The sequence below is a fragment of the Corynebacterium sp. LK2537 genome, from assembly GCF_040946485.1.
Lineage (GTDB): Bacteria > Actinomycetota > Actinomycetes > Mycobacteriales > Mycobacteriaceae > Corynebacterium.
The window spans coordinates 598194-621666 of the sequence record NZ_JAYWLQ010000001.1 but is presented as its reverse complement, the minus strand read 5'-3'; the positions used below and the strand labels follow the sequence as shown (position 1 = coordinate 621666).

24 protein-coding genes are annotated in these 23473 nt (G+C 68.0%); 17 read left to right on the top strand and 7 right to left on the bottom strand.

All coding sequences use genetic code 11. The features are described from left to right. Window positions 1-158: 158 nt before the first annotated feature. Both VVS03_RS02915 and VVS03_RS02910 read right to left on the bottom strand, forming a co-directional pair. Window positions 159-1208 (bottom strand): CNNM domain-containing protein, encoded by a 1050-nt coding sequence (locus VVS03_RS02915; RefSeq protein WP_368520286.1) that lies wholly within the window; start codon window positions 1206-1208, stop codon window positions 159-161. Further along, window positions 1208-2578: a hemolysin family protein gene (locus VVS03_RS02910; RefSeq protein ID WP_368520285.1), complete on the bottom strand. Its 1371-nt coding sequence runs from the start codon at window positions 2576-2578 to the stop codon at window positions 1208-1210. Before VVS03_RS02910 ends, VVS03_RS02915 begins: the two co-directional genes overlap by 1 nt. A gap of 165 nt (window positions 2579-2743) precedes the next feature. Here VVS03_RS02910 and hemW point away from each other — a divergent pair, with 165 nt between their 5' ends. The 11 genes from hemW to VVS03_RS02855 all read left to right on the top strand — a co-directional run bounded on the left by hemW (window position 2744) and on the right by VVS03_RS02855 (window position 13093). After that, on the top strand, window positions 2744-3883 hold the full coding sequence (gene hemW / locus VVS03_RS02905; protein ID WP_368520284.1) for a radical SAM family heme chaperone HemW: 1140 nt from the start codon (window positions 2744-2746) through the stop codon (window positions 3881-3883). A gap of 10 nt (window positions 3884-3893) precedes the next feature. After that, window positions 3894-4925 carry a heat-inducible transcriptional repressor HrcA gene (hrcA, locus tag VVS03_RS02900; protein WP_368520283.1) on the top strand — a complete coding sequence of 344 codons (1032 nt, stop codon included), beginning with the start codon at window positions 3894-3896 and terminating at the stop codon, window positions 4923-4925. Between the two features lie 85 nt (window positions 4926-5010). Further along, window positions 5011-6168 carry a molecular chaperone DnaJ gene (gene dnaJ, locus VVS03_RS02895; protein ID WP_368520282.1) on the top strand — a complete coding sequence of 386 codons (1158 nt, stop codon included), beginning with the start codon at window positions 5011-5013 and terminating at the stop codon, window positions 6166-6168. Beyond that, a complete protein-coding gene (locus tag VVS03_RS02890; RefSeq protein ID WP_368520281.1) occupies window positions 6168-6902 on the top strand; it encodes a 16S rRNA (uracil(1498)-N(3))-methyltransferase in 735 nt (244 codons plus the stop codon). Before dnaJ ends, VVS03_RS02890 begins: the two co-directional genes overlap by 1 nt. Window positions 6903-6911: 9 nt before the next feature. Next, entirely contained in the window at window positions 6912-7895 is a 984-nt protein-coding gene (locus tag VVS03_RS02885; RefSeq protein ID WP_368520280.1) for a PhoH family protein, read from the top strand. 6 nt (window positions 7896-7901) lie between these two features. Continuing rightward, the gene (ybeY, locus tag VVS03_RS02880; protein ID WP_368520279.1) at window positions 7902-8549 is read left to right on the top strand and encodes an rRNA maturation RNase YbeY; all 648 of its coding nucleotides are present in this window, start codon (window positions 7902-7904) and stop codon (window positions 8547-8549) included. 11 nt (window positions 8550-8560) lie between these two features. Beyond that, entirely contained in the window at window positions 8561-9409 is an 849-nt protein-coding gene (pdxY, locus tag VVS03_RS02875; protein ID WP_368520278.1) for a pyridoxal kinase PdxY, read from the top strand. A 43-nt stretch (window positions 9410-9452) separates the two neighbouring features. Then, window positions 9453-10400 carry a GTPase Era gene (gene era / locus VVS03_RS02870; RefSeq protein ID WP_368520277.1) on the top strand — a complete coding sequence of 316 codons (948 nt, stop codon included), beginning with the start codon at window positions 9453-9455 and terminating at the stop codon, window positions 10398-10400. 3 nt (window positions 10401-10403) lie between these two features. Beyond that, on the top strand, window positions 10404-11141 hold the full coding sequence (gene recO, locus VVS03_RS02865; protein ID WP_368520276.1) for a DNA repair protein RecO: 738 nt from the start codon (window positions 10404-10406) through the stop codon (window positions 11139-11141). A gap of 48 nt (window positions 11142-11189) precedes the next feature. Then, a complete protein-coding gene (locus VVS03_RS02860) occupies window positions 11190-11942 on the top strand; it encodes an isoprenyl transferase (RefSeq protein ID WP_368520275.1) in 753 nt (250 codons plus the stop codon). Between the two features lie 26 nt (window positions 11943-11968). Beyond that, entirely contained in the window at window positions 11969-13093 is a 1125-nt protein-coding gene (locus tag VVS03_RS02855) for a VIT1/CCC1 transporter family protein (RefSeq protein ID WP_409338195.1), read from the top strand. Here the strand turns inward: VVS03_RS02855 and VVS03_RS02850 are convergent. Both VVS03_RS02850 and VVS03_RS02845 read right to left on the bottom strand, forming a co-directional pair. Further along, window positions 13058-13501, bottom strand: a complete 444-nt coding sequence (locus tag VVS03_RS02850) for a Fur family transcriptional regulator (RefSeq protein ID WP_368520274.1) — start codon at window positions 13499-13501, stop codon at window positions 13058-13060. The genes VVS03_RS02855 and VVS03_RS02850 overlap by 36 nt on opposite strands. Before the next feature lie 46 nt (window positions 13502-13547). Then, entirely contained in the window at window positions 13548-13856 is a 309-nt protein-coding gene (locus VVS03_RS02845) for an ArsR/SmtB family transcription factor (protein WP_368520273.1), read from the bottom strand. A 333-nt stretch (window positions 13857-14189) separates the two neighbouring features. Between VVS03_RS02845 and VVS03_RS02840 the strand changes: the two genes are divergently transcribed. The 3 genes from VVS03_RS02840 to VVS03_RS02830 are packed head-to-tail and all read left to right on the top strand — an operon-like array spanning window position 14190 to window position 16635. Then, complete coding sequence (locus tag VVS03_RS02840) at window positions 14190-15569, top strand: glycine--tRNA ligase (RefSeq protein ID WP_070768827.1); 1380 nt, start codon at window positions 14190-14192, stop codon at window positions 15567-15569. Window positions 15570-15588: 19 nt separating this feature from the next. Next, window positions 15589-16122 (top strand): hypothetical protein, encoded by a 534-nt coding sequence (locus VVS03_RS02835; RefSeq protein WP_368521698.1) that lies wholly within the window; start codon window positions 15589-15591, stop codon window positions 16120-16122. 9 nt (window positions 16123-16131) lie between these two features. After that, window positions 16132-16635, top strand: a complete 504-nt coding sequence (locus VVS03_RS02830; RefSeq protein ID WP_368520271.1) for a hypothetical protein — start codon at window positions 16132-16134, stop codon at window positions 16633-16635. A 41-nt stretch (window positions 16636-16676) separates the two neighbouring features. Here the strand turns inward: VVS03_RS02830 and VVS03_RS02825 are convergent, their stop codons facing one another. Next, the gene (locus VVS03_RS02825; RefSeq protein WP_368521697.1) at window positions 16677-18719 is read right to left on the bottom strand and encodes a TPM domain-containing protein; all 2043 of its coding nucleotides are present in this window, start codon (window positions 18717-18719) and stop codon (window positions 16677-16679) included. A 38-nt stretch (window positions 18720-18757) separates the two neighbouring features. On the opposite strand from VVS03_RS02825, the gene VVS03_RS02820 reads away from it, so the two are divergent. Both VVS03_RS02820 and VVS03_RS02815 read left to right on the top strand, forming a co-directional pair. Beyond that, entirely contained in the window at window positions 18758-19378 is a 621-nt protein-coding gene (locus VVS03_RS02820) for a YdcF family protein (protein WP_368533824.1), read from the top strand. A gap of 40 nt (window positions 19379-19418) precedes the next feature. Beyond that, window positions 19419-20726, top strand: a complete 1308-nt coding sequence (locus VVS03_RS02815) for a deoxyguanosinetriphosphate triphosphohydrolase (RefSeq protein WP_368521670.1) — start codon at window positions 19419-19421, stop codon at window positions 20724-20726. 6 nt (window positions 20727-20732) lie between these two features. Here VVS03_RS02815 and VVS03_RS02810 read toward each other — a convergent pair whose 3' ends face one another. Both VVS03_RS02810 and VVS03_RS02805 read right to left on the bottom strand, forming a co-directional pair. After that, window positions 20733-20978 carry a hypothetical protein gene (locus tag VVS03_RS02810; RefSeq protein ID WP_368521669.1) on the bottom strand — a complete coding sequence of 82 codons (246 nt, stop codon included), beginning with the start codon at window positions 20976-20978 and terminating at the stop codon, window positions 20733-20735. Further along, window positions 20965-21444 (bottom strand): ribonuclease domain-containing protein, encoded by a 480-nt coding sequence (locus VVS03_RS02805; protein WP_368521668.1) that lies wholly within the window; start codon window positions 21442-21444, stop codon window positions 20965-20967. Before VVS03_RS02805 ends, VVS03_RS02810 begins: the two co-directional genes overlap by 14 nt. Window positions 21445-21521: 77 nt before the next feature. Here VVS03_RS02805 and dnaG point away from each other — a divergent pair, with 77 nt between their 5' ends. Then, entirely contained in the window at window positions 21522-23438 is a 1917-nt protein-coding gene (gene dnaG / locus VVS03_RS02800; protein ID WP_368521667.1) for a DNA primase, read from the top strand. Window positions 23439-23473: the final 35 nt, after the last annotated feature.

Genomic DNA, 23473 nt, shown 5'->3' with positions numbered 1-23473 from the left:
CACAAGGCCCGAAAACCCAATCTGTGGATAACTCGGAGCACAGTAACCATCCTGCACGAGGCCCGAAACAGCAGAAAACGCCCATTTTGCGGCGCGAACTGCGAAAAAGACCCGCAGCCTAGGAATGTACCCAGGCTGCGGGAAGGCGGGTAGAACTGTTACTTGGTCTCGGTGACCTGGTCGAGCTTCTCGGCGATCTGCGGCCACAGCTGGCCCATGATGTCGTCCCAGGTCAGCACCCACATGGCGTTGTCCTTGTCGGCCCGGCCGACGACCACGAGCTGCTCGTTGCGGGCGCGCATGTGGTCCAGCGTGTGCTGCACGGTCGTGGCGCCGGCAACGGTCAGGCACGGGCGCGAGAACTCGAGCACCGGGGTCTCCGGGTCGGCGAGCAGGGTGTCGCGGACGTGGACCAGGCGCGGTACGCGGGAGGACTTGCCGAAGACGAGCACGCGCATGATGTCCTTGCGCAGCACCAGGTCCTGCAGCTCGCGGACGGTGGTGTCGCTGGGCATGGGGACCACGGCGGAACCGTGCTCGCGGGCGAGCTCGGCGACGGTCGAGGACTCGAGCTCGATGACGCCGGTGATTTGGGAGGCGGATTCGTCGTCCATGGCGCCGGTCTCGCGGGAGTGCTCGACCAGGCTACGCAGGGTCTCGACGTTGTAGCCGGCGGCCGCGGCGCGGTCGACGGGCTCCTCGCCGGCCAGCTTCACCAGCCTGTTGGCCATCCGGTTGATCCAGGCCAACAGCGGCCGGAAAATCCAGATGAAGGCGCGGGCGGGGATGGCGATGAGCCGCAAAGCGGTCTCCGGGTGGGTGATCGCCCAGGACTTCGGGGCCATCTCGCCGATGACCAGGTGCAGGAACGTCGCCAGGAACAGCGCGACGATAAACGCCACGATGTCGGCCACGCGCGCGGGCATGCTCAGCGCCTCGAAGACGGGCATCAGCAGGTGGTGGAACCACGGCTTGGTGACCGCACCGAGGATGAAGGTGGCGGCGGTGATGCCGAGCTGGGAGCCGGCGAGCATCATCGTCAGCTCGTTGAGGCTGCGCAGGCCGGCGCGGGCGCTGCGGGAGTCCTCGGCCATCTCCTCGAGGCGGTTGCGGCGCGCGCCCAGCAGGGAGAACTCGATGACCACGAAGAACGCGGAGGCGATGATGATGACGATCGTCACCAGCAGATTGAAAACCCAGTTGTCCATTACTTCTCCTCCTCCCGGTACTCTTCGACGAGCTCGAGCGCCAGGCTAGAGGGCACGTGCCGGTCGATCTCCTCGACGCGTACCTTGAGGTGGCGCAGTGGGGCATCGTCAGCGTCGACCCAGTCCTCGGGCTCGGCCTCCAGGTCGATGGTGTGGACCTCGCCGGCCTCAACCAGCGCGCCGGTCTGGGACATCAGCAGCCCGGAGATGGTCTCGTAGTCGCCCTCGGGCAGGTCGTGGCCGATGGCGCGCTCGACCTCGTCCAGCGGCGTGTCGCCGTCGACAATCCAGTGGTTCTCGCCCTGCTCGGTGATTTCCTCGGATTCCTCGATGTCGTGCTCGTCGGTGACATCACCCAGGATTTCCTCGGCTAGGTCCTCGAGCGTAACGATGCCGACAAACCCGCCGTATTCGTCAATTACGCAGGCCAGCTTCTGGTCCTGGCCGCGCAGCTCGGAGACGAGATCCGGCAGCGGCATCATCTCGGGCACCACGACGGGCTCGCGCATGACGCGGGTGACCGGGGCATCGGCGGCAAGCTCGGAGCCCAGGACGTCCATGAGGTGGACGACGCCGATGGGGTTGTGTTCCTCGTCGACGACGGGGTAGCGGGTGTGGTTGGCGGCCATGAGCGCGCGGACCTCGCCGAGGGTGGTCTCCGGGTCGACGGCGTCGGCGCGGGAGCGCGGGATCATCGCGTGCTCGACGTCGTGCTCGGGGAAGTCCAGCAGGCGGTCGAGGACCATGTAGGTGTCCTGGTCCAGGTCACCGGCCTCGTGGGAGGCGTCCACGATGGACTCGAAGTCGTCGGTGGTGGCCGAGGAGTCCACGTCGTCGACCGGCTCCACGCGGAACAGGCGCAGGATGGCGTTGGAAGAATACTCGAAGAAGTGGATGATCCAGCCGAAGATGCGCAGGTACCACTGCGTGGACGCGGCCAGGAAGCGCGCCGACTTCATCGGCGCGGCGATGGTGTAGTTCTTGGGGAACAGCTCCGCGAAGAGCATGCTGGCGATGGTCGACAGCGCCAGCGCGACCACGGTGCCGACGGTGACGGAGACCGCACGCGGCACGCCGACGCCGCCGAGCAGCACGCCTAGGGCCTCGCCAACCAGCGGCTCGGCGACGTAGCCGATGAGCAGGCCGGAAATCGTAATACCCAGCTGCGCGCCCGAGAGCATGAAGGAGGTGCGCTCGGTGATGTGCAGGGCCCGCTGGGCGGTTTTATCCCCGCGGGCGGCCGCGGTGCGAAGCTGCGTACGATCGACCGACATGAACGCGAATTCCTGCGCGACGAAATACGCGTTGGCCACAATGATGAGAGCGATGACCACGATGCCCGCTAAGAGCATCAAAGCTGCGGACCACATGGTTTAGACCCCACCGCCTAGATACAGGTAGCGGGGACATCGACTGGGAGGTTCCACCAAAGTAGCCTTTCTTTCCTTGGGGACGGGGATTTTTTACCTTCTTAGACTACATGTATAACCGCCCTGACCCCCAAGTTTGTTCCCGCTTTCGCTAGGCTGATGCCCATGCAGGATTCCTTTGGGCTCTACATCCACGTCCCGTTTTGCGCCACACGCTGCGGGTATTGCGATTTCAACACGTATACGCCCGGGGAACTGGGCGCGCCTAATTCGCAGGCCAGCTACCTCGACGCCCTGGATAAGGAGCTCGAGCTGGCCGCAGCTCGGGTCCAGCGCCCGGCGGAGACGGTCTTTATCGGCGGCGGCACCCCGTCGCTGCTGGGCGCGGATGGTTTGGGCCGGGTGCTGGACCGCGTGCGCGCGACCTTCGGCCTGGCGCCAGGCGCGGAGGTGACCGCGGAGTCCAACCCGGAGTCGACGGACCCGGCGTTTTTCGCCGGCCTGCGCGAGGCGGGCTTTACGCGGGTGAGCCTGGGGATGCAGTCGGCATCGTCGGCCGTGCTGGCGGTGCTGGAGCGCGCCCACACCCCGGGCCGGGCCTTCGACGCGGCCGCCGAGGCCCTGGCCGCCGGCTTCGAGCACGTGAACCTGGACATGATCTACGGCACGCCGGGCGAGACCGACGACGACGTGCGCGCGACCCTGGACCGCGTGCTGGCCACGGGCGTGGACCACGTCAGCGCCTATTCGCTCATCGTCGAGGACGGCACCCGCATGGCGCGCAAGGTCAACAAGGGCCAGCTGCCGGCCCCCGACGAGGACGTTCTGGCCCGGCGCTACCAGCTCATCGCGGGCGCGCTGGAAGAGGCCGGCTACGGCTGGTACGAGGTCTCCAACTGGGCGAAGCCGGGTGGGGAATGCCGCCACAACCTCATCTACTGGCGTGACGGCGACTGGTGGGGTGCCGGCCCCGGCGCCCACTCCCACCTGGGGAAGACCCGCTTTTTCAACGTCAAGCACCCGGCCCGCTACTCCCGCCTGCTTGCCGATGCCACCTTGCCCATCTCCGGCGAAGAAACCCTCACCGACGCCGACCGGCACACCGAGGCCATCATGCTGGGCCTGCGCCTGGCCGAAGGCATCCCGCGCGACTGGGTGTCGCAGGCTGCCGACGAGGTGGTGGGGCGGCATCGGCAGCGCGGGCTGCTGACAGAAGCCGACGGGCGGTTGAAGGTCACGGACGCCGGCCGCCTGCTGGCGGACGGGATTATCACCGATATCTTGGTGGCCGAAGACCGCGGGTAGGCTTAAAGGCATGTCTAGCACTACTGATGCGCGCCGCAAGGAAGTCCTGCGTGCCATCGTCGCGGACTATATTGCCAGCCAGGAACCGGTGGGCTCGAAAACCCTGCTGGAGCGCTACCAGCTGGGGGTATCATCGGCGACCATCCGCAACGACATGGCGGCGCTGGAATCCGAAGGCCTTATCACCCAACCGCACGCCAGCTCTGGGCGCGTGCCCACGCAGAAGGGCTACCGTCTCTTCGTGGATGCCATCCACGACTTAAAACCTTTGAGCTCCTCGGAGCGCCGCGCCATGCTCAACTTCCTGGAAGGCGGCGTGGACCTGGAAGACGTGCTCTCCCGCTCGGTGCAGCTTCTGGCCCAGGTCACCAAGCAGGCCGCGGTGGTGCAGATGCCGAACCTGCAGGTCTCCCGCGTCAAGCACTGCGAGGTCGTGGCGCTGAGCCCCGTCCGCCTGCTCTTGGTGTTGATCACGGATACCGGCCGGGTGGACCAGCGCAACGTGGCGCTGGATTCGGTCATCGACCCGGACCAGACGCATCGGCTGCGCGAGCTGCTCAACAACGCCTTGGCGGGCAAGACCATCACGGAGGCCTCCCAGTCCCTGGCCGACCTGGTGGACGTCGCGCCGGTGGACATGCGCGTGCACGTGCTCAACAGCGCCACGACGCTGATTGAGACCCTGGTCAACCAGCCGGCCGACCGCCTGCTGCTGGCCGGCACCTCCAACCTGACCCGCCTGGCCCGGGACTTCCCGGACGGCCTGCCGGGCATTATCGATGCCCTCGAGGAGCAGGTCGTCTTCCTCAAGCTACTGGCGCGCGTGCCGGATATGGGCAACGTCTCCGTGGTCATCGGGGACGAGCACGAGGCGGATGCCCTGCGTTCGTCGTCGGTGGTGACCACCGCCTACGGCACGGACGGCGAGACGCTGGGCGGCCTCGGCGTGGTGGGACCGACGTTTATGGATTACTCGGGAACAATCGCTAAGGTTTCTGCTGTTGCACGCTATGTCAGCGAAATTCTGGCCGGGGAGAAATAGCCGTTCCGGCGGCTAGTAGGCTGGAAGGCCGCTACAGATTTTTTAAAAACCCCTAACGACTAAGCAAGTAAGGACGCAATTTACCGTGGCTCGTGACTATTACGGCATTCTGGGCGTGGACAAGTCCGCGTCCGACTCGGAGATTAAGAAGGCCTACCGCAAGCTCGCGCGCAAGTACCACCCGGACGTGAACCCGGGCGACGACGAGGCGGCGGAGAAGTTCCGCGAAGCCTCCCTGGCCCAGGAGGTCCTGCTGGACCCGCAGAAGCGCCAGATCGTGGACATGGGCGGAGATCCCATGGAGCAGCGCGGCGGCGGTCCCGGTGCCGGCGCGGGCGGCTTCAGCGGCTTCGGGGGCGGCGGCCTGGGCGATATCTTCGCCGAGTTCTTCGGCGGGGCGGCCGGCGGCTCCCGCGGCCCGCGTTCGCGCGTGCAGCCGGGCAACGACGCCCTACTGCGCACCAGCATCACGCTGGAGGAGGCCTTCACCGGCCTGCAGAAGCAGGTCACCGTGGACACCGCCGTGCTCTGCGACAAGTGCGAGGGCTCCGGTTCGGAGTCCAAGGCCAAGCCGGTGACCTGCCCGACCTGCTCCGGCGCGGGCGAGATCCAGGAGACCCAGCGCAGCTTCTTGGGCAATGTCCTTACTTCGCGCCCGTGCCCGCAGTGCCAGGGCTACGGCGAAATCATCGAGGACCCCTGCAACCACTGCGGCGGCGACGGCCGCGTGAAGAAGCGCCGCGATTTGAAGGTCAATATCCCGGCGGGTATCGGCAACGGCATGCGCATCCGCATGGCCTCCCAGGGCGAGGTCGGCCACGGCGGCGGCCCGGCCGGCGACCTTTACGTGGAGGTGAACACCCGCCCGCACAAGGTCTTCGAGCGCGACGCCGACGACCTGCACGTGACCCTGCGCGTGCCCATGGTGGATGCCGCCCTGGGCACCCAGGTCAAGCTGCCGCACCTCAATGGCGAGGACGTCACCGTGGACGTGGCCGCCGGTACGCAGCCGGGCGAGGCCATCGAGATCCCGGGACAGGGCATGACCCGCCTGCGCACCGAGGGCGCGGGCAACCTGTACGCCCACGTGGACGTGGTCGTCCCGCGCAACCTGGACAAGAAGACCCGCGAGGCGCTGGAGAAGATCCGCGACCGCCAGAACGACACCGCCACCGTCAAGGAGGAGGGCGACGGCCAAGACGAGTCGCTGTTCTCCCGCCTGCGGGGCCACTTCCGCCGCTAATGTCGCTGCCCGTATTCATCCACCCGGACCTGAGCGGGGCCGAGGTGGGCCAGCAGGTACACCTCGACGGGCCGGAGGGCCGCCACGCCGTGACGGTCAAGCGGCTCAAACCCGCCGAGCAGCTCGAGCTTATCGACGGCACCGGCCGCGTGGTCACCGCCGAGGTCACCACCACCGCCGGCAAGGACCAGCTGGACGCCGCCGTCACCGCGGTGCGCGCAGAACCCGCCCCGGAGCCCAAGGTGGTCGTCGTGCAGGCCATCCCGAAGTCGGAGCGCGCGGAGCTGGCCGTGGATCTGGCCACCCAGGCCGGCGCGGACGAGATCATCGCCTGGCAGGCCGACCGCTGCGTGGCCAAGTGGGAGGGCAAGAAGATCCCGAAGGCGCTGGCCAAGTGGGAGGCCGCGGCCCAGGCGGCGGCCAAGCAGTCCCGCCGGGCCCGCATCCCGCAGGTTCACGGACCGGTCACCACCGGCGAGCTGACCCAGCTGCTGGCCCAGGCCGATCACGCCTTGGTCCTGCACGAGGAGGCCACCCGCAGCATCCGCGCGGCCCAGCTTTCCGGCACGGTCTTTCTGCTGGTGGGCCCGGAAGGTGGCATCGGCAGCGCGGAGCTAGAACGCCTGACCCAGGCCGGGGCGCAACCTATCAAGTTGGGACCGCAGGTGCTGCGGACGGCATCGGCAGCCATGGTGGCCCTGGCGGCTATCGGGGCGTTAACCGAGCGCTGGTAGCCTATGGGCGTGGCTATTGATACCCAAAAAATTGAGCTCGACCCGGTTTATGTCAACGCCGTGCTGGGCACGGCGGATACGACGCTGCGCGTGCTCAACGACCAGCTGGATGCCGATCTCTTCGCCCGCGGCACCACGGTGACCGTCACGGGCCCCGATTTTGAGATCGCCCGGGCGGTCAAGGTCTTCGACGAGCTGGAGGCCATCGCCCGCCGCGGGCACGCCATCTCCCCGGAGACGGTCAAGCACACCGTGGCCATGATCGAAACGGAAGCGCCGCTGTCGGTCAGCCAGGCGCTGGCCGCGGACATTATCTCGCGGCGTGGCAAGACCATCCGGCCGAAGACGGTGGGGCAGAGCCGCTACGTGCAGGCGATCGATGATCACACGGTGGTCTTCGGCATCGGCCCGGCCGGCTCCGGCAAGACCTACCTGGCCGTGGCCAAGGCCGTCCAGGCGCTGCAGAACAAGCAGGTCCAGCGCATCATCCTGACCCGCCCGGCCGTCGAGGCGGGCGAGAAGCTGGGCTTTCTGCCCGGCACGCTGAACGACAAGATCGACCCCTACCTGCGCCCGCTCTACGACGCGCTGCGGGACATGCTGGACCCGGAGATGATCCCGAAGCTGATGGACGCCGGCATCATCGAGGTCGCCCCGCTGGCCTATATGCGCGGCCGCACGCTTAACGATGCCTTCGTCATCCTCGACGAGGCCCAAAACACCACGCCCGAACAGATGAAGATGTTCCTGACCCGACTGGGCTTTGGCTCGACCATCGTGGTCACCGGCGACGTCTCCCAGGTGGACCTGCCGCGCGGGCAGGTCTCCGGGCTGAAGGTCGTGCGCCGCATCCTGGACGGGGTGGACGACATTTATTTCGCGGATCTCGGTTCCCACGACGTGGTGCGCCACGCGCTGGTCGGGCGGATCGTCAATGCTTACGATGCCTACGATGCCGCCCGAGAATGCGGCCGCCAGAAGCAGGAGGGCTAGAAAAACATGGCCATTGAATTTGTCAACGAGTCCGGCTACCCGGGCGTGAACGAGGAAATGCTCAACGACGTCGCCAGCTTCGCCCTGGCGCAGATGGACGTCAGCCCCGAGGCCGAGGCGACCATCTCCGCGGTCGACCTGGCCACGATCGAGGACATGCACGTGCGCTGGATGGACCTGGCCGGGCCCACGGACGTGATGAGCTTCCCGATGGATGAGATCACCCCGGGATCGAGCACCGGCACGCTGCGGCAGGACGCGCCCGCGGCCCAGGACGGCTTCGGCCCGGCGATGCTGGGCGATATCGTCCTGTGCCCGGAATTCGCCGAGCGCCAGGCGCAGGCCGCCGGCCACTCGCTGGGCCACGAGCTGGCGCTGCTGACCGTGCACGGCGTGCTGCACCTGCTGGGCTACGACCACGCCACCCCCGCGGAGGAAAAGGAGATGTTCGGCCTGCAGAACGAGCTGCTGGCCAACTGGTACGACGACCTGTCAGCGCGCGGGGTGGAATACCAGCCCAAGCCAACCGGCCCGCGGGCGTTCCCCTCGGCCGCCGATCGCGCCGACCTGGATCGCCAGGTGCCGGGCGGCGGCATCCCGCCGGTGGGGGAGCCGGTGGCCAAACCGGACAACAGCGACCACGACGCCGGCTAGACTAATCTGCCATGAGTATCCTTTCCATCCAGTCCCACGTGGCTTACGGGCACGTGGGAAACTCCGCTGCCGTCTTTCCCCTCCAACGCGCCGGCCACGAGGTCTGGCCCGTGCACACCGTGAACTTTTCGAACCACACCGGCTACGGTGACTGGGGCGGGCCGCAGCTGCCGGCCGCGCAGGTCACGGAGATCATCGACGGCATCGAGCGCCGCGGCGCCTTCCCGGACGTTGCGGCGGTGCTGTCCGGCTACCAGGGCGGCTCCGATATCGCGGAGGTCATCATCGACGCCGTGCGCCGGGTCAAAAAGGCCAACCCGCAGGCGCTGTACGCCTGCGACCCGGTGATGGGCAACGAAAAGTCCGGTTGCTTCGTCTCCGACGAGATCCCGCCGCTGCTGCGCGATAAGATCCTGCCGGTCGCCGACATCATCTTCCCGAACCAGTTCGAGCTGGGCTACCTGACCGGCCAGCCGACCGGCACGCTGGAAGAGACCCTGCAGGCGGTCAAGGTGGCCCAGGACATCGGCCCGCGCGTGGTCCTGGTGACCTCCGTCGAGCGGCCCGAGACCCCGGAGGACCAGGTGGAGATGATCGCCGTGGACGGCGACCGCGCCTTTTCGGTGACCACCCCGCGCCTGCCGGTCAAGTACAACGGCTCCGGCGACGTGACCGCGGCCCTGTTCACCGGCCACTACGTGCGCCACCAGGACGCCCACGAGGCGCTCAAGGCCACGGCCTCCCAGGTCTACGATCTGCTCCGCACCACCTACGAGGCGGACTCGCGCGAGCTGGAGCTCATCGCCGCCCAGGACTGCTTCGCCCACCCGCAGCTGCAGTTCAGCGTGGACGAACTCTAGGTTTTCCTGCCCCCGCGCGTGACCTTGTAGGATAGTTTCCACGATGACTAATGAAACTTTCTTGACCGGCACCGCCGGCACCCCGGAGGGCTTCCGCTCCGGGTTTGTCAGCTTTGTCGGCCGCCCGAACACCGGCAAGTCCACCCTGACCAACGCGCTGGTGGGGCAGAAGATCGCGATCACCGCGGATCAGCCGGAGACCACGCGTCACCCGATCCGCGGGCTGGTGCACCGCGACAATGCCCAGATCATCGTGGTGGACACCCCCGGCCTGCACCGGCCGCGCACGTTGTTGGGCGAGCGCCTCAACGAGGCCGTCAAGGACACCTACGCCGACGTCGACGTCATCGGCATGACCGTGCCGGCGGACGAGAAGATCGGCCCGGGCGACCGCTGGATCCTGGACAACGTCAAGAAGGTCGCCCCGCGCACCCCGATCGTCGGGATCGTGACCAAGCTGGACAAGGCCACCAAGGACCAGGTCGGCGCGCAGCTGCTCGCCCTGCACGAGCTGCTGACCCAGGACGATCCGGATGCGGTGGTCATCCCGGTCTCCGCGCGGGAGAACACGCAGATCGAGGAGCTCATCGGCGTGCTGACCGAGGCGCTGCCGGAGGGCCCGAAGTTCTACCCGGACGACCACGTCACCGACGACGACCGGGACACCCGCATCTCGGAGCTCATCCGCGAGGCCGCGCTGTCCGGGCTCAAGGACGAGTTGCCGCACTCGGTGGCCGTGGAGGTCGACGAGATCCTGCCGGACCCGGAGCGCGAGGGCGTGCTCGACGTCCACGCCGTGCTCTACGTGGAGCGCCCGGGCCAAAAGCGCATCATCGAGGGCAAGGACGGGCGCCGGATGCGCCGGATCGTGGGCAACGCCCGCAAGGAAATCATCTCCCTGCTGGGCCAGAACATCTACCTGGACCTGCGCATCAAGGTGCTCAAGAACTGGCAGTCCGACCCGAAGTCGCTGGGCCGGTTGGGCTTCTAGGCCATGTCGCGGGCGTCGTACCGGGACCGCGCCTGGGTCATCCGCACCTATGATTTCGGCGAGGCCGACCGGGTGGTCGTTCTGCTGACCCGCGAGCACGGGCTAGTCCGATCCGTGGCCAAGGGGGTGCGCCGGGCCAAGTCCCGGTTCGGGTCCCGGTTGCAGCACTTCGTCAACCTGGACGTGCAGCTGTACCCGGGCCGCAACCTGGCTACCATCTCCCAGGCCGACACCGTGGAATACTACGGGGCCAAGATCACCTACGACTACGACCGCTACACCGCCGCCTGCGCGGCCCTGGAATCCGCCGAGCGCCTGGCCGCCACGGACACCGACCCGTACCTGTACGAGGCCCTGCGCGCGACGTTTAGCCTGCTGCAGACCGATGCCGATCCCACCGCCGTGCTGGACTCCTTCCTCCTGCAGGCGATGGCGCACGCCGGCTGGGCGCCCAGCCTCTTCGACTGCGCCCAGTGCGGGGCGTCCGGCCCCCACCACGCCTTCCACCCGGCGGTCGGCGGGGCGGCCTGCCACCAGTGCCGCCCGCCCGGGGCCGCGGAGGTGGACCCGGAGACCCTGCACGTGATGTGGCTGCTGGCGCATGACCGGCTGGGGCAGGCGGAGGCATCGATAGCCGCCGTGCCGGAGCGCGGGGCCCAGGCCCACCAGCTGACGCGGGCGCACCTGCAGTGGCACATCGAGCACAAGGTGACGGCGCTGTCGGTGATGGATCAGAGCTAGCCGCACCGCTTGCGGTTGGCAGGTGTACAGACAGTAGAATAGGTGGCTGTGATTACTCCCGATCCGAACCGAGTCCTGCACCCGCCGCAGATCCCCGCCGAATTTATGCCCAAGCACATCGCGCTTGTCATGGACGGCAACGGCCGCTGGGCGCAGGAGCGCGGCATGGCGCGCACCGAGGGCCACAAGCGCGGCGAGGCGGTGCTGCTCGACGCCGTCGACGCCTGCCTGGCCATGGGCGTGGACTACCTGTCGGCCTACGCCTTCTCCACGGAGAACTGGCGGCGCAGCCCCGAAGAGGTGCGCTTTCTGATGGGCTTTAACCGCGACGTCCTGCGGCGCCAGCGCGGCTGGCTGCACGAGAAGGGCGTGCGCGTGGTCTGGGCCGGGCGGCGCCCGCGCCTGTGGCGCAGCGTGGTCCGCGAGCTGGAGGCGGCCGAGGAGCTCACCCGCGACAACACGCGGATGACCCTGGTGATGTGCGTGAACTACGGCGGCCGGGCCGAGCTGGTCGACGGCATGCGGGTGATTGCGGACAAGGTCGCGCGCGGGGAGATGAAACCGCGCGAGATTAACGAAAAGACCATCGCCCAGCACCTCTACGATCCGGACATGCCGGACGTGGATCTGTTCCTGCGCCCGTCGGGGGAGAAGCGGACCTCGAACTTCCTGCTATGGGAGTCGGCGTACGCGGAGATGATTTACCAGGACAAGCTCTTCCCGGACTTCACGCCGGAAGACATGTTCGCCGCGGTGGAGGAGTACGCGCGCCGCGACCGCCGGTTCGGAGGTACCAAGTAGTGAACGCCTCCGGCGAGTCGGTGCCGATGCAGGCCACGGGGCCGACGAAAAAGCAGATCAACCGGTGGCGGCGCTACCTGGCCAACGAGCGCGCCGAGGCGGCCGTCTACCGCGAGCTGGCGCGCAAAAAGGAGGGCGAGGAGCGCTCAATCCTGCTGCAGCTGGCGGAGTCGGAGTCCCGGCACGAACAGTACTGGCGGGACAAGCTAGGCGACGCCGTGGGTTTCCCGCGCAAGCCGGATCTGAGCACGCGGGCGCTGGGCTTTATGGCGCAGCACTTCGGTTCGGTGTTCACGCTGGCGCTGATGCAGACGGCGGAGACGCGCACCCCGTACACGGACGATATCGACGCCAGCGACCAGATGGCCGCGGACGAGCACGTCCACGCCGAGGTCGTGCGCGGGCTGGCCACGCGCGGGCGGGAGAAGATGTCGGGCAATTTCCGCGCCGCGGTCTTCGGCGCCAACGACGGGCTGGTCTCCAACCTGGCGCTGGTCATTGGCGTGATGGGCTCGGGCGCGGCCTCGACGGCGGTGCTGCTGACGGGCATTTCCGGCCTGTTGGCCGGCGCGCTGTCCATGGCGGCGGGTGAATACGTCTCGGTGAAGTCCCAGAGCGAGCTGCTGGAGGCCTCCCGCCCGGCCCCGGACGCCCACACGCTGGTGCCGGACCTGGACGTCAACGCTAACGAGCTCGCGCTCATCTACCGGGCCCGCGGCATGGGCGCGGAGGCCGCGGAGACCAAGGCCGAGGAGGTCTTCGACAAGATGCAGGCCCGCCAGCGCGCGGCGCACCCCTCCGCGGGGCTGGGGGCGATGGGCCTGCCGGCCGGGGAGACCCCGGGCGAGGCGGACGGCGGCGCGCCGGGGGTCATCGGCCAGGCGTGGTCGGCCGCGCTGTCGAGCTTCTGCTTCTTCGCCACCGGCGCGTTTATCCCGATCATCCCGTTCCTCTTCGGGGCCTCGACCACCGTCGGGGCGGTGGTGGCGCTGGTGCTGGTGGCCATCGCCTTGATGTTTACCGGCGGCGTCGTGGGGGTCATCTCCGGCAAGCCGCCGCTGAAGCGGGCGCTGCGCCAGCTGCTCATCGGGCTGGGCGCGGCCGGGATTACCTACCTACTCGGCGTCGGCTTCGCCGCCTTCATCGGCTAGGCGGCACTGGCGGCAGGTGCCGAAGATCTCGGCGTCGTGGCCGGTCAGCTCGAAGTCGTGCTCCTTGGCGACGCGGGCGGCCCAGTCCTCGATGGGGCCGCCGTCGATCTCCTCGGTGCGGCCGCACTTGGTGCAGACTAGGTGGTGATGGTGCGCGTCGGAGTCGCAGTGGCGGTAGAGGGTCTCGCCGTTGGGCATGTGGAGGGCATCGACGGCATCGATGTCGCTTAAGGACTGTAGGGTGCGGTAGACGGTGGTCAGGCCCACCTTTTCCTGGCGCTGCTGGAGCGCGAAGTGGATGTCTTTAGCGGAGGCGAATTTCTCCAGCTCCCGCAGGACCTCGATGACGGCGGTGCGTTGGCGGGTGTTGCGGGAGCCCAGCTTGGGAATACTGTTTTGGATGGCCATACTGGCTAGTTTACCAGCGTTGATACATCTACAACTAGGTGAAGTGCTAGTCCTCGGGCTGGAGCGTGGCGCTGAGCGCGGCGGCCTGGCGGTAGATGTCGAGGATTTCCTCGGCGGCGAGCCGGTAGGTGACCTCGCGTCCGGAGCGCTCGGCGCGCACGAGGCCGGCCTGCTTGAGCACGCGCAGGTGCTGGCTGATGAGCGGCTGGGACTTGTCGAGCGCCTCGACCAGCTCGTGGACGTAGTGCTCGCGCTCGCGGAGCAGGAGGAGGATATGGAGGCGGAGGGGGGAATCGAGCGCGCCGAGAATCCGGACCGCGGGTTCGACGTCGGCGGCGTCCTGCTTTCTACACATGTGCGGGTGTTCTTTCTCCTGCGGGCGTGCGGGTATAGGGAATATTTACTCTCGTATTAGACCAAATAGGGGTTAAGTATGATAAATTATCGCCATACAGCAACGCCGAGGTATACCAAATCCATATTGCTTAGTGTAGTCACAATAATATACCGGCCGTCCAATAGGCAGCAGGAAAAGTAAATGGGTGCCCCCGTTCACATTTTTGGATTGGGTGGTCGCCGAGTGCCCCCGCTGCGAGCCGCGGGCGGGGACACGCTAGACTGTGATTGACCTATATCCCCTGCAACCGGCCGGGGATTGAAATCCCGACTAGAGGAGTCAGAAACACTCATGGCATCCGTCATTGATACCGTAGTTAACCTGTGTAAACGACGTGGTTTGGTCTACCAGGCGGGTGAAATCTATGGCGGTTCCCGCTCGGCGTGGGACTACGGCCCGCTGGGTGTCGAGCTCAAGGAAAACATCAAGCGCCAGTGGTGGCGCCACATGGTCCAGTCCCGTGACGACGTCGTGGGTATCGACTCCTCCATCATCCTGCCGCGCCAGACCTGGGTTTCCTCCGGCCACGTCGAGGTCTTCACCGACCCGCTGGTGGAGTCCCTCTACACCCACAAGCGCTACCGCGCGGACCACCTGCTGGAGGCCTACGAGGAAAAGCACGGCCACGCCCCGGAAAACGGCCTAGCCGATATCAACGATCCGGAGACCGGCCAGCCCGGCAACTGGACCGAGCCGAAGGCGTTTTCGGGCCTGCTGAAGACCTACCTGGGCCCCGTCGATGACGAGGAGGGCCTGCACTACCTGCGCCCGGAGACCGCGCAGGGCATCTTCGTCAACTTCAAGAACGTGCTGACCTCGGCGCGCATGAAGCCGCCGTTCGGCATTGCCAACATCGGCAAGTCCTTCCGTAACGAGATCACCCCGGGCAACTTCATCTTCCGCACCCGCGAGTTCGAGCAGATGGAGATGGAGTTCTTCGTCAAGCCGGGCGAGGACGAGCAGTGGCACCAGTACTGGATCGATGACCGCTACAACTGGTACGTCGACCTTGGTATTAACCCGGAGAACCTGCGCCTGTACGAGCACCCGAAGGAAAAGCTGTCGCACTACTCCAAGCGCACGGTGGACGTGGAATACGCCTTCGGCTTCACCGGCTCCAAGTGGGGAGAGCTCGAGGGCGTGGCCAACCGTACGGACTACGACCTGCGCGTGCACGCGGAAGGCTCCGGCGAGGACCTGTCCTACTACGACCAGCAGGCCGACGAGCGCTGGATCCCCTACGTCATCGAGCCAGCCGCCGGCCTGGGCCGTTCCATGATGGCCTTCCTGGTGGACGCCTACCACGAGGAGGAGGCTCCGAACGCGAAGGGCGGCACCGACAAGCGCGTTGTGCTGCGCCTGGACCGCCGCCTGTCGCCGGTCAAGGTCGCGGTCCTGCCGCTGTCCAAGAAGCCCGAGCTGTCCACCCCGGCTAAGGAGCTGGCGGACAAGCTGCGCGCGCACTGGAACATCGACTACGACGTCTCCGGCGCCATCGGCCGCCGCTACCGCCGCCAGGACGAGATCGGTACCCCGTTCTGCGTGACCTTCGACTTCGACTCCCTGGAGGACGGCGCCGTCACCGTGCGCGAGCGCGACACCATGGAGCAGGAGCGCGTCAAGATCGACGAGCTGGAAGCCTACCTGGCCGCCCGCCTCATCGGCTGCTAAGAGGGGACTAGGCGCAAGCATGCATTTCACCAGTTGGGATCGCAGTGATAAGGAGCGCCCGACGCTGCTGGTGGGCCGCGGCCCGGAGGAGCTGGCCTCCTTCACGGCCTCCGGCGCGGAGGTCGACGGCCAACACTGGCGCACCGAGATCGATGAGAATCTCGGCGCCTCGGCGACCTCGGACGACGGGCGCACCTACCGCCTGACCGGCAACCTGAAAAAGGACAAGACCCTGCAGGCCTCCCTGGAGGGCCGGACCTTCAGCCTGGTCAACGAGTCGGGCAGCAACTGGGTCATCTTTGACGTCAACGACCGCAAGGTCGCCCAATTCAGCGGCGCCAACAACGGCGTGCGCGAGGCGATCCTGGAGTTCGAGAACGACGAGAACGATGCCGATCCAGACAAGGCCCTGGACCTGGGCCGCCAGGAGGTCGCAGCGCTGAGCTGGTTTAGCCGCGTCATCTTGGAAAACCGGTTGTCCCAGCGCTCGGTCGCCATTATCGGCACCCTGGTTTTGCTCTCTGCGGTGGCGGTGCTGGCGGTTCTGATTTAAACTGCATCCGTGAATGACAAGGCGGGTGTATTTAACGGGCACTCCGGCCACCGGGTAGAGGCCCAGTTGCGCTGGAGCGGTGGGCGTTTGCTGGATGAGGCAGACGACGTCATCGCCAGCGCTAATGACGAGGTCCTCACCGTGGCGGGGGACCACCTGCTGCTCGAAAACCTGGGCAGCCAGATGCGTTTCCGCCTGCGCGGCACCTCCTCCCAGGGGACGTTTTACAACGTCCAGCAGACCACCTTCTCGGTCTCCCGCCTGTCCGCTACCTGCGGGCCCCGCCGCTACATCCTGGAGCGCACCCGGCCTTTCCGGCGGGAGCGCTGCGTCAAGGCCTTAGGCACGGGCGAGGACGCCCCGGTGACCATCGCGCGCACCAGCCCGCAGATGGGCGGGGACCTCGTGGTCACCCGCGCCCCGGCAGGCGAGGCCCTCCCGCTGGCAGACCTGGCCTTTTTGACCTGGGGGATTAGCCTTATCGATCTGCCGCGCCAGACCCGGCGCATCTAGCCCTCCCGCGAGCGGGAGGGGCAAGCGGAAAACCAGAAAGGCTAGAAGGCGCCGCCGCGGCCGCCGCCACTGAAGCCGCCGCCCCCGCCGAAGCCACCGCCGCCGAAGCCGCCACCGAAACCGCCGCGGTTGCCGCCGCCGAGCATCTGGCCGATGACCATGCCGGTGACCACGTTGCCGGCGACGTTGCCGGCCTGCGCGCGGCGCTGGGAGCGGCGGTAGTCGTCGATGTCGCTCTTGGCCCGCTGCAGCGCGGCCTGGGCGGCGGCCAGTGCCTGCCGGGCGGCATCGAGGGCGCGCTGGATATCGGACTTCTTGTACTGCAGCGCCTGGGCGTGCAGGCGCTCCGCATCGGCCAGGGCGGTCCGGGCGGAGGCGCCGACGAGCCGCCCGCGCGAGGAGATCAGATCCTCGGCGGCCTGGATCTGCGCCGCCGCGGCGTTGAGCTGCTGGTCCAGCAGGGCCAGCTGGCGGGCGTGGGTCGAGGTGACCTCGCGGACGCGGTCCAAGGCCTGATCGACCTCGGTGTCGATGGTGGCCAGCTCGGTATAGCTTCCCAGCGGATCCGTGTCCCCCTCGCGGCGCGCGCGGTCGACGGCGGCGCGGGCGCGGCCCACCAGCTCGTCCAGGGCGGCCCAGTCGGCGGCGGTGCCCTGGGACTGGCCCTGTTGCTTGAGCTGCTCGGCCTCGGCGAGCTCCTCGTCGACCTCGGTGATGAGGGCTCCCAGCTGGGACTGGGCGGTGGCGATATTGGTTTCGGCGTTTTCCACGCCGGTCAGCAGCCGGTTGGCCACCTCGAGGGCGTGCTCGCAGGAACGAATGGCATCGATAAGCCCGCCCTGCTGGCCCGCCGGCTGGGCGGCAATACCCCGGGCACGCTCCAGGTCCTTGTCCGCCTCGTCTAGGCTGACCGCGGCCATCTCCACGTTGTCGGCGATGGACTCGAGCATCTCGGTGGAGTAGTTGGCCTGCAGCGACTCCCAGGTGGACTGCGCCTGCGGCTGGCGGGCGCGCAGGTCGACCACGCGCTGGGTCAGCTCGTCCAGCTTGCTGTCCGCGGTGGCCAGCAGGTTGCGCATCTCGGCGAATTCCTCCGCCTGCTCGTCCAAGGCCTGGTCGGCCTGGCCGCAAGAGGAGATGATGTCGACCAGCATCTGGCGGCGCTGGGACTCGGATTCCGGGATGGAATCATCCAGGCGCTGGCGGATGTCGAAGGCCTTGCGCAGCGTGGCGGTCGAGTGGTTCATCGCGCGGGTGAACTGGCGGGTGCGCTCCGCGCCGAACTCGGCCTGAGCGAGCTGGAGCTCTTCCTTGCCGCGGCGGATGGACTCGTCGGTGGAGACGAGCTCCTCGTGGGCGCGCTCCTCCAGGGTCTCCAGCGGCAGGGCGCCGAGCCGGCGGGTGTCGGCCGGGTCGATGCTGCGGGCATCAGACAGCGTAGCCTGCGACTGCTTCTTGGTCTTGCGGCGCGAATAGGCCCAGATGCCGCCGCCGGCCGCGGCCAGGGCCGCGCCGCCGCCCAGCAGCCAGCCGGTCCCGCCGGCGCCCTCCTCTCCGTGCCCCTTTTTGAGGGCCTCCTCGACGACGGCCTGCGCCGCCCCGGGGAAGTCGTCGGCGGCCAGGCGGGCATAGGCGGCATCGTAGAGCCGGTCGATGTCGCTCTGGTTCCACTCGCCGCCCACGTAGACGCCGGCGTCGCGCGCGTCCACGTTGACCACGAAGGCGGCGGTGTTCTGCCCGCGGGAGTTGACCACCTGCTGCGCGTAGTCCTGGGCCTGCAGGCCGGACAGATCGTTGGAGTAGATGATGTAGAGCAGGCGCTGCTGCTCGGTCTGCAGCTCCGAAATCTGCTCGGACAGCTGGCTGACCTGCGCGTCCGATAGTACGCCGGCCTCGTCCGTGACCGGCTGGCGCACCTGGCTCGGATCCAGCGCGAGTACCTGCACCTGGGGCCCTGGCGCCGCCGATACCTCCAGGGCCGCCGGGGCGGCGCAGGCTACCAGCGCGGCGGCGGTGAAGGCCGAAAGGCGCAGCGGCAGGCGGGAGGCAACGACGGGGTGGGGCAGGTGAACGCGCTTTGTCATGGCCACCAGAATACCGTGTTGCTGGCATACTGGGCACGGTGAAACCAGCCGCAGCACAACCTTCCCGCTCAGCCGGCGCGCCGGCCTGGATCGCGGTCCTGGGCACCGCGCAATACGACGGCGTGGCCTCCCGGGTGCTCGCCGCGCGCATCGCCACCGCCACCCAGCTCGCCCACGCGCACCCGGCGGCCGCGGTTTTCACCCTGGGCGGCAACCTGCCCGGAGATCGCTTCACCGAGGCCGGCGTGGCGGCCCGGGACATGGTGGCCGGCGGCATCGACAGCGCCCGGGTCACGGCCCTGGCCGAGGGCAACGACACGGCCGGCTCCCTGGCCGCGCTGGCCCGCGAGGTCTCCGCGCGCGGGCTGGGCGCCGGCGTCATCGTCACCGATCCGCTCCACCGCGCGCGGACCGCCGCCCTGGCCCGCCGGGCCGGCCTGCGCGCTCGCACCTGCGGGGCGCGCGACTGCCCGCAGCGCTTCCCGCACCGTTCCTGGTGGCGCGCCGCCGCCCACGAGGGCGGGGGACTGGCCGTCCTCGGCGCGGAGATGACCGTAGGTGCCCGCCGGGCGCGGCAGCTGCGCGGGGTGCTGCACGGCATCGAAAATCGCCTGCGGCCCTCGCGCGCCCGCCGGAACCAATTCCTACGCGCCGATTAGCCAACCGGCCGCGGCCCGGCCCGGCGTTTAAACTGGCAGGGTGACCTATAGCTACCAACCCGTCGACCGTGAGCGCCGCAGCCCGGAAGGGACCAAGGGCTCGAGCTTTCCTTCCGGCAGTGCTGCCGATGCCGACCACCGCGGCGCCTTCGCCCGCGACCGCGCCCGCGTGCTGCACTCGGCCGCGCTGCGCCGCCTGGCGGACAAGACCCAGGTGGTCGGCCCCCACGACGGGGACACCCCGCGCACGCGGCTGACCCACTCGCTGGAGGTCGCCCAGATCGCCCGCGGCATCGGGGCCGGGCTGGGGCTGGACCCGGACCTGTGCGACATGGCCGGCCTGACCCACGACATCGGCCACCCGCCCTACGGGCACAACGGCGAGAACGCGCTCAACGAGGTCGCCGCGGACTGCGGCGGCTTCGAGGGCAACGCGCAGACCCTGCGCATCCTGAGCTTCCTGGAGCCGAAGATTCTGGGCACCGGCGCGGAAAGCCAGACCTCCTACGGGCTCAACCTGACGCGCGCGGCCCTGGACGCGGCCTGCAAATACCCGCGCACCAAGACCAACCCGGACGGTACGACCAACCGTAAATACGGCTGCTACGACGAGGACGCGGCCACGCTCGAGTGGCTGCGCGCCGGCCACACCGACGACCTGCCCTCCATGGAGGCCCAGGCCATGGATTTTTCGGACGATATCGCCTATTCCGTCCACGACGTCGAGGACGGGGTGGTCTCCGGGCGCATCTCCCTGCAGGTGCTCTGGGACCTGGTGGAGCTAGCCGCCCTGGCCGACAAGGGCGCCCACGCTTTCGGCGGCACGGCCGAGGAGCTGCTCGCCGCCGCCGATTCCCTGCGCCGCCTGCCGGTGGTCAACCGCGCCGCGGACTTCAACCACACCCTGGACGACTACGTCGCGCTCAAGCAGCTGACCTCGGAGCTGGTGGGCCGCTACGTCGGCGCGACCGTGGACGCCACCCGCGCGCACAACGCGGACCTGCTGGACAACAACCAGCTGGGCCGCCAGCACGGCCGCCTGGTGGTCCCGCCCCTGGCGGACGCGGAGGTGCGGTTGCTGAAAACCATCGCGGTCCTCTACGTCATGGATGAGCCGACCCACCTGGCCCGCCAGGACAGGCAGCGCGAGCGCATCTACCGCGTCTTCGACTACCTGACCGCCGGCGCGCCGGGGGCGCTGGACCCGATGTTCAGGCTCTGGTACGACCAGGCCGAGACCCCGGCGCAGCGCTGCCGCGTCATCGTGGACCAGATCGCGTCCATGACCGAGTCCCGCCTGGAGCGGCTAGCCCGCCAGTCCGCGGACCTGGCCGGCTTCTACGATTAGGCGCCGCTAGCGCAGCAGGCGCACGCCGAGGTCGTCGAGGACCCGGCGCAGGCGCCGCGAGTCGGCCTCGGGCAGGCACCAGTTCGCGCAGACGATGGAATCCAGGCCGAGCTCGCGCAGGAAGTCGGCCAAGGCGTCGAGGTTGCGCGGGGTGGGGCGCTCGCCGGCCTGGCGCAGGTTGCCCAGCGCCCGGTAGAAGTCGGCCTCGCTGCGCAGGCGGTCCGTGATCAGTACGCATTTAGTGTTCGGCATCCGGGATCTCGCAGAAGCTTTCGTAGTGGTCGGAGGTGTAGTACCAGTGCTCGGGGTCGGTCTCGCTGCCGCCGCCGGTCACGATCCGGCGCTCGCCGCGGTGGTTTAACCCCGGGGTCTCCACGGTGTACTCGCGGTAGTAGTCGGAGGCCTGGTCCGGCAGCACGCCCTCGTAGTTGCCGAAGCGCTGGTTGTCGTTGTCCGGGTGCGGGTAGGGCCCGCCGGCTTGGATGGTCTCCACGGTTTCGGCGGCCTCCTCCGACAGGCTGGACAGCTCGCAGGTGTCATTCTCGGCCGACACGGCAGTCTCCGAACTCCCCGCGCCGCCGGAACCGGTCTCCGCACCAGAAACATCGCCGGACCCCGAGCCGCCTAAGTCCAGGCTGAAATAGCCCGCGATGAGAACCACCGCGAGCCCGCCTAGGGCCACCGGCCACGATTTTTGGGAGCTACCGCTTTTCGCCATGGCTTTAAGTTGTAACAGGTGTGCCAGCCGATACCGAAATTGGGCGCCGGTTTGCGGTGCTGGGTACGCTATTACACATGGCGCGAGGCAGGATTCCGGAAAGCGATATTCAGCAGATCCGAGAGCGTGCACCGATTGAGGAGATCGTGGGCGAATACGTCCAGCTCAAACCGGCGGGGCACGACTCCATGAAAGGCCTGTCTCCCTTCAAGGACGAAAAGACCCCGTCCTTCCACGTGCGCCCCCAGCGCGGCTATTTCCACTGCTTTTCCACGGGCAAGGGCGGCGACGTGTTCACCTTCCTCATGGAGATGGAACAGCTCAGCTTCCCGGAGGCCGTCGAAGCCGTCGCGCAGAAGATCGGCTACCACATCAACTACCAGGGCGGGACCACCGGCGCCCGCGACGTGAAACCGGGCACCCGCCAGCGCCTTATCCAGGCCAACAAAGCCGCGCACGAGTTCTACCGCCAGCAGCTGGAGACCCCGGAGGCCGCCACGGCCCGCAACTTCCTGCTCGACCGCGGCTTTTCCCAGCAGGTCATCTACGACTTCGAGTGCGGCTACGCCCCGGACGGCTGGGATACGTTGACTAAATACCTGCTGCGTATGGGCTTCGACTACGAGGAGTTGGAGGCCGCCGGGCTGTCCAAGATGGGCCGGCGCGGCCCCATCGACCGCTTCCACCGCCGCCTGCTGTGGCCGATCAAGGACATGGCCGGCAACGTCATCGGCTTTGGCGCGCGCAAGCTCTTCGATGACGACAACCTGGGCAAGTACATGAACACCCCGGAGACCATGCTCTACCACAAGTCCAAGGTGCTCTTCGGGCTGGACGTGGCGAAGTCGAGCATCGCCAAGCAGCGCCAGGCCGTCATCGTGGAGGGCTACACGGACGTGATGGCCATGTACGCCGCCGGGGTGCCCAACGCGGTCGCCTCCTGCGGCACGGCGTTTGGCGGGGAGCACCTGCAGCTGCTGCGGCGCCTCATGCTGGACGACAGCTATTTCAACGGCGAGCTCATCTACACCTTCGACGGCGACGAGGCCGGGCAGAAGGCTGCCCTACGCGCCTTCGAGGGCGAGCAGAAATTCACCGGCCAGTCCTTCGTCTCCATCGCCCCGGACGGGATGGACCCGTGCGATCTGCGGCTCAAGCGCGGCGATGCCGCCGTGCGCGAGCTGGTCGCCGACCGTATCCCGATGTTCGAGTTCGTCATCGAGTCGCTGATTTCCGGCTACCGGATTGATACCGCCGAGGGCCGCCTGCAGGCCCTGCGCCGCGCGGTCCCCGTCGTCGCGCAGATCCGCGACAAGCCCCTGCAGCGCGAATACGCCCGCCGCCTGGCCGGCTGGGTGGGCTGGCCGGATCCGGAAGAGGTCATGCACCAGGTCGAGCAGGCCGCCCGGGATAACCGCTCCAACGCCCAGCGCAAGCCGGTGATGCAGGCCAAGCGCTTCGACCACGCGCAGGCCCAGCCCGCCCAGCAGGACGTGCCGGCCATCCGCCCGCCCAGCCCCAACGAGACCCACCTGTGGCCGCAGCGCGAGGCCCTCAAGCTGGCCCTCCAGCACCCGGCCGTGGTGGGCGAGTACTTCGACAGCCTGCCGGCGGACTCCTATACCAACGACGCCTACCGGATAGTGCGGGAGGCCATCGCCGCCGAGGGCGGCGCCGTGCGCGGCGCGCAGCTGCCCAACGTCGAGTGGCTCGCCGTCGTCGCCGGCCAGATGCGCGATCTGACCGGCCGCAACTTCGTCTCGGAGCTGGCCGTGGAAACCATCCTGCCCACCGGCGATATCCCGCTGGAAAGCTACGCCGACTCCGTGCTGTCCCGCCTGCAGGAATCCCGCGTGGCCGACCAGATCGCCCAGCTCAAGGCCCGCCTAGGCCGCATGCGCCCCAGCGACGACGAGCGCGCCTACAACAGCCTCTTCGCCGATCTGGTGGCCCTGGAACAAGCCCGCCGCGAGCTCAACGAGCGGGCGCTGTAGCTCACCCAACGCGCACCCAAAGCACTCCCAGCGCA

What these genes read in the sequence shown, in the direction of transcription:
- VVS03_RS02825 (WP_368521697.1), bottom strand. Translation starts at nt 18,719, where the DNA reads ATGACAAAGCGCGTTCACCTGCCCCACCCCGTCGTTGCCTCCCGCCTG.
- hemW (WP_368520284.1), top strand. Translation starts at nt 2,744, where the DNA reads ATGCAGGATTCCTTTGGGCTCTACATCCACGTCCCGTTTTGCGCCACA.
- VVS03_RS02850 (WP_368520274.1), bottom strand. Translation starts at nt 13,501, where the DNA reads ATGGCCATCCAAAACAGTATTCCCAAGCTGGGCTCCCGCAACACCCGC.
- VVS03_RS02840 (WP_070768827.1), top strand. Translation starts at nt 14,190, where the DNA reads ATGGCATCCGTCATTGATACCGTAGTTAACCTGTGTAAACGACGTGGT.
- VVS03_RS02845 (WP_368520273.1), bottom strand. Translation starts at nt 13,856, where the DNA reads ATGTGTAGAAAGCAGGACGCCGCCGACGTCGAACCCGCGGTCCGGATT.
- pdxY (WP_368520278.1), top strand. Translation starts at nt 8,561, where the DNA reads ATGAGTATCCTTTCCATCCAGTCCCACGTGGCTTACGGGCACGTGGGA.
- VVS03_RS02890 (WP_368520281.1), top strand. Translation starts at nt 6,168, where the DNA reads ATGTCGCTGCCCGTATTCATCCACCCGGACCTGAGCGGGGCCGAGGTG.
- VVS03_RS02915 (WP_368520286.1), bottom strand. Translation starts at nt 1,208, where the DNA reads ATGGACAACTGGGTTTTCAATCTGCTGGTGACGATCGTCATCATCATC.
- VVS03_RS02835 (WP_368521698.1), top strand. Translation starts at nt 15,589, where the DNA reads ATGCATTTCACCAGTTGGGATCGCAGTGATAAGGAGCGCCCGACGCTG.
- era (WP_368520277.1), top strand. Translation starts at nt 9,453, where the DNA reads ATGACTAATGAAACTTTCTTGACCGGCACCGCCGGCACCCCGGAGGGC.
- hrcA (WP_368520283.1), top strand. Translation starts at nt 3,894, where the DNA reads ATGTCTAGCACTACTGATGCGCGCCGCAAGGAAGTCCTGCGTGCCATC.
- dnaG (WP_368521667.1), top strand. Translation starts at nt 21,522, where the DNA reads ATGGCGCGAGGCAGGATTCCGGAAAGCGATATTCAGCAGATCCGAGAG.
- recO (WP_368520276.1), top strand. Translation starts at nt 10,404, where the DNA reads ATGTCGCGGGCGTCGTACCGGGACCGCGCCTGGGTCATCCGCACCTAT.
- VVS03_RS02810 (WP_368521669.1), bottom strand. Translation starts at nt 20,978, where the DNA reads ATGCCGAACACTAAATGCGTACTGATCACGGACCGCCTGCGCAGCGAG.
- VVS03_RS02805 (WP_368521668.1), bottom strand. Translation starts at nt 21,444, where the DNA reads ATGGCGAAAAGCGGTAGCTCCCAAAAATCGTGGCCGGTGGCCCTAGGC.
- ybeY (WP_368520279.1), top strand. Translation starts at nt 7,902, where the DNA reads ATGGCCATTGAATTTGTCAACGAGTCCGGCTACCCGGGCGTGAACGAG.
- VVS03_RS02910 (WP_368520285.1), bottom strand. Translation starts at nt 2,578, where the DNA reads ATGTGGTCCGCAGCTTTGATGCTCTTAGCGGGCATCGTGGTCATCGCT.
- VVS03_RS02855 (WP_409338195.1), top strand. Translation starts at nt 11,969, where the DNA reads ATGCAGGCCACGGGGCCGACGAAAAAGCAGATCAACCGGTGGCGGCGC.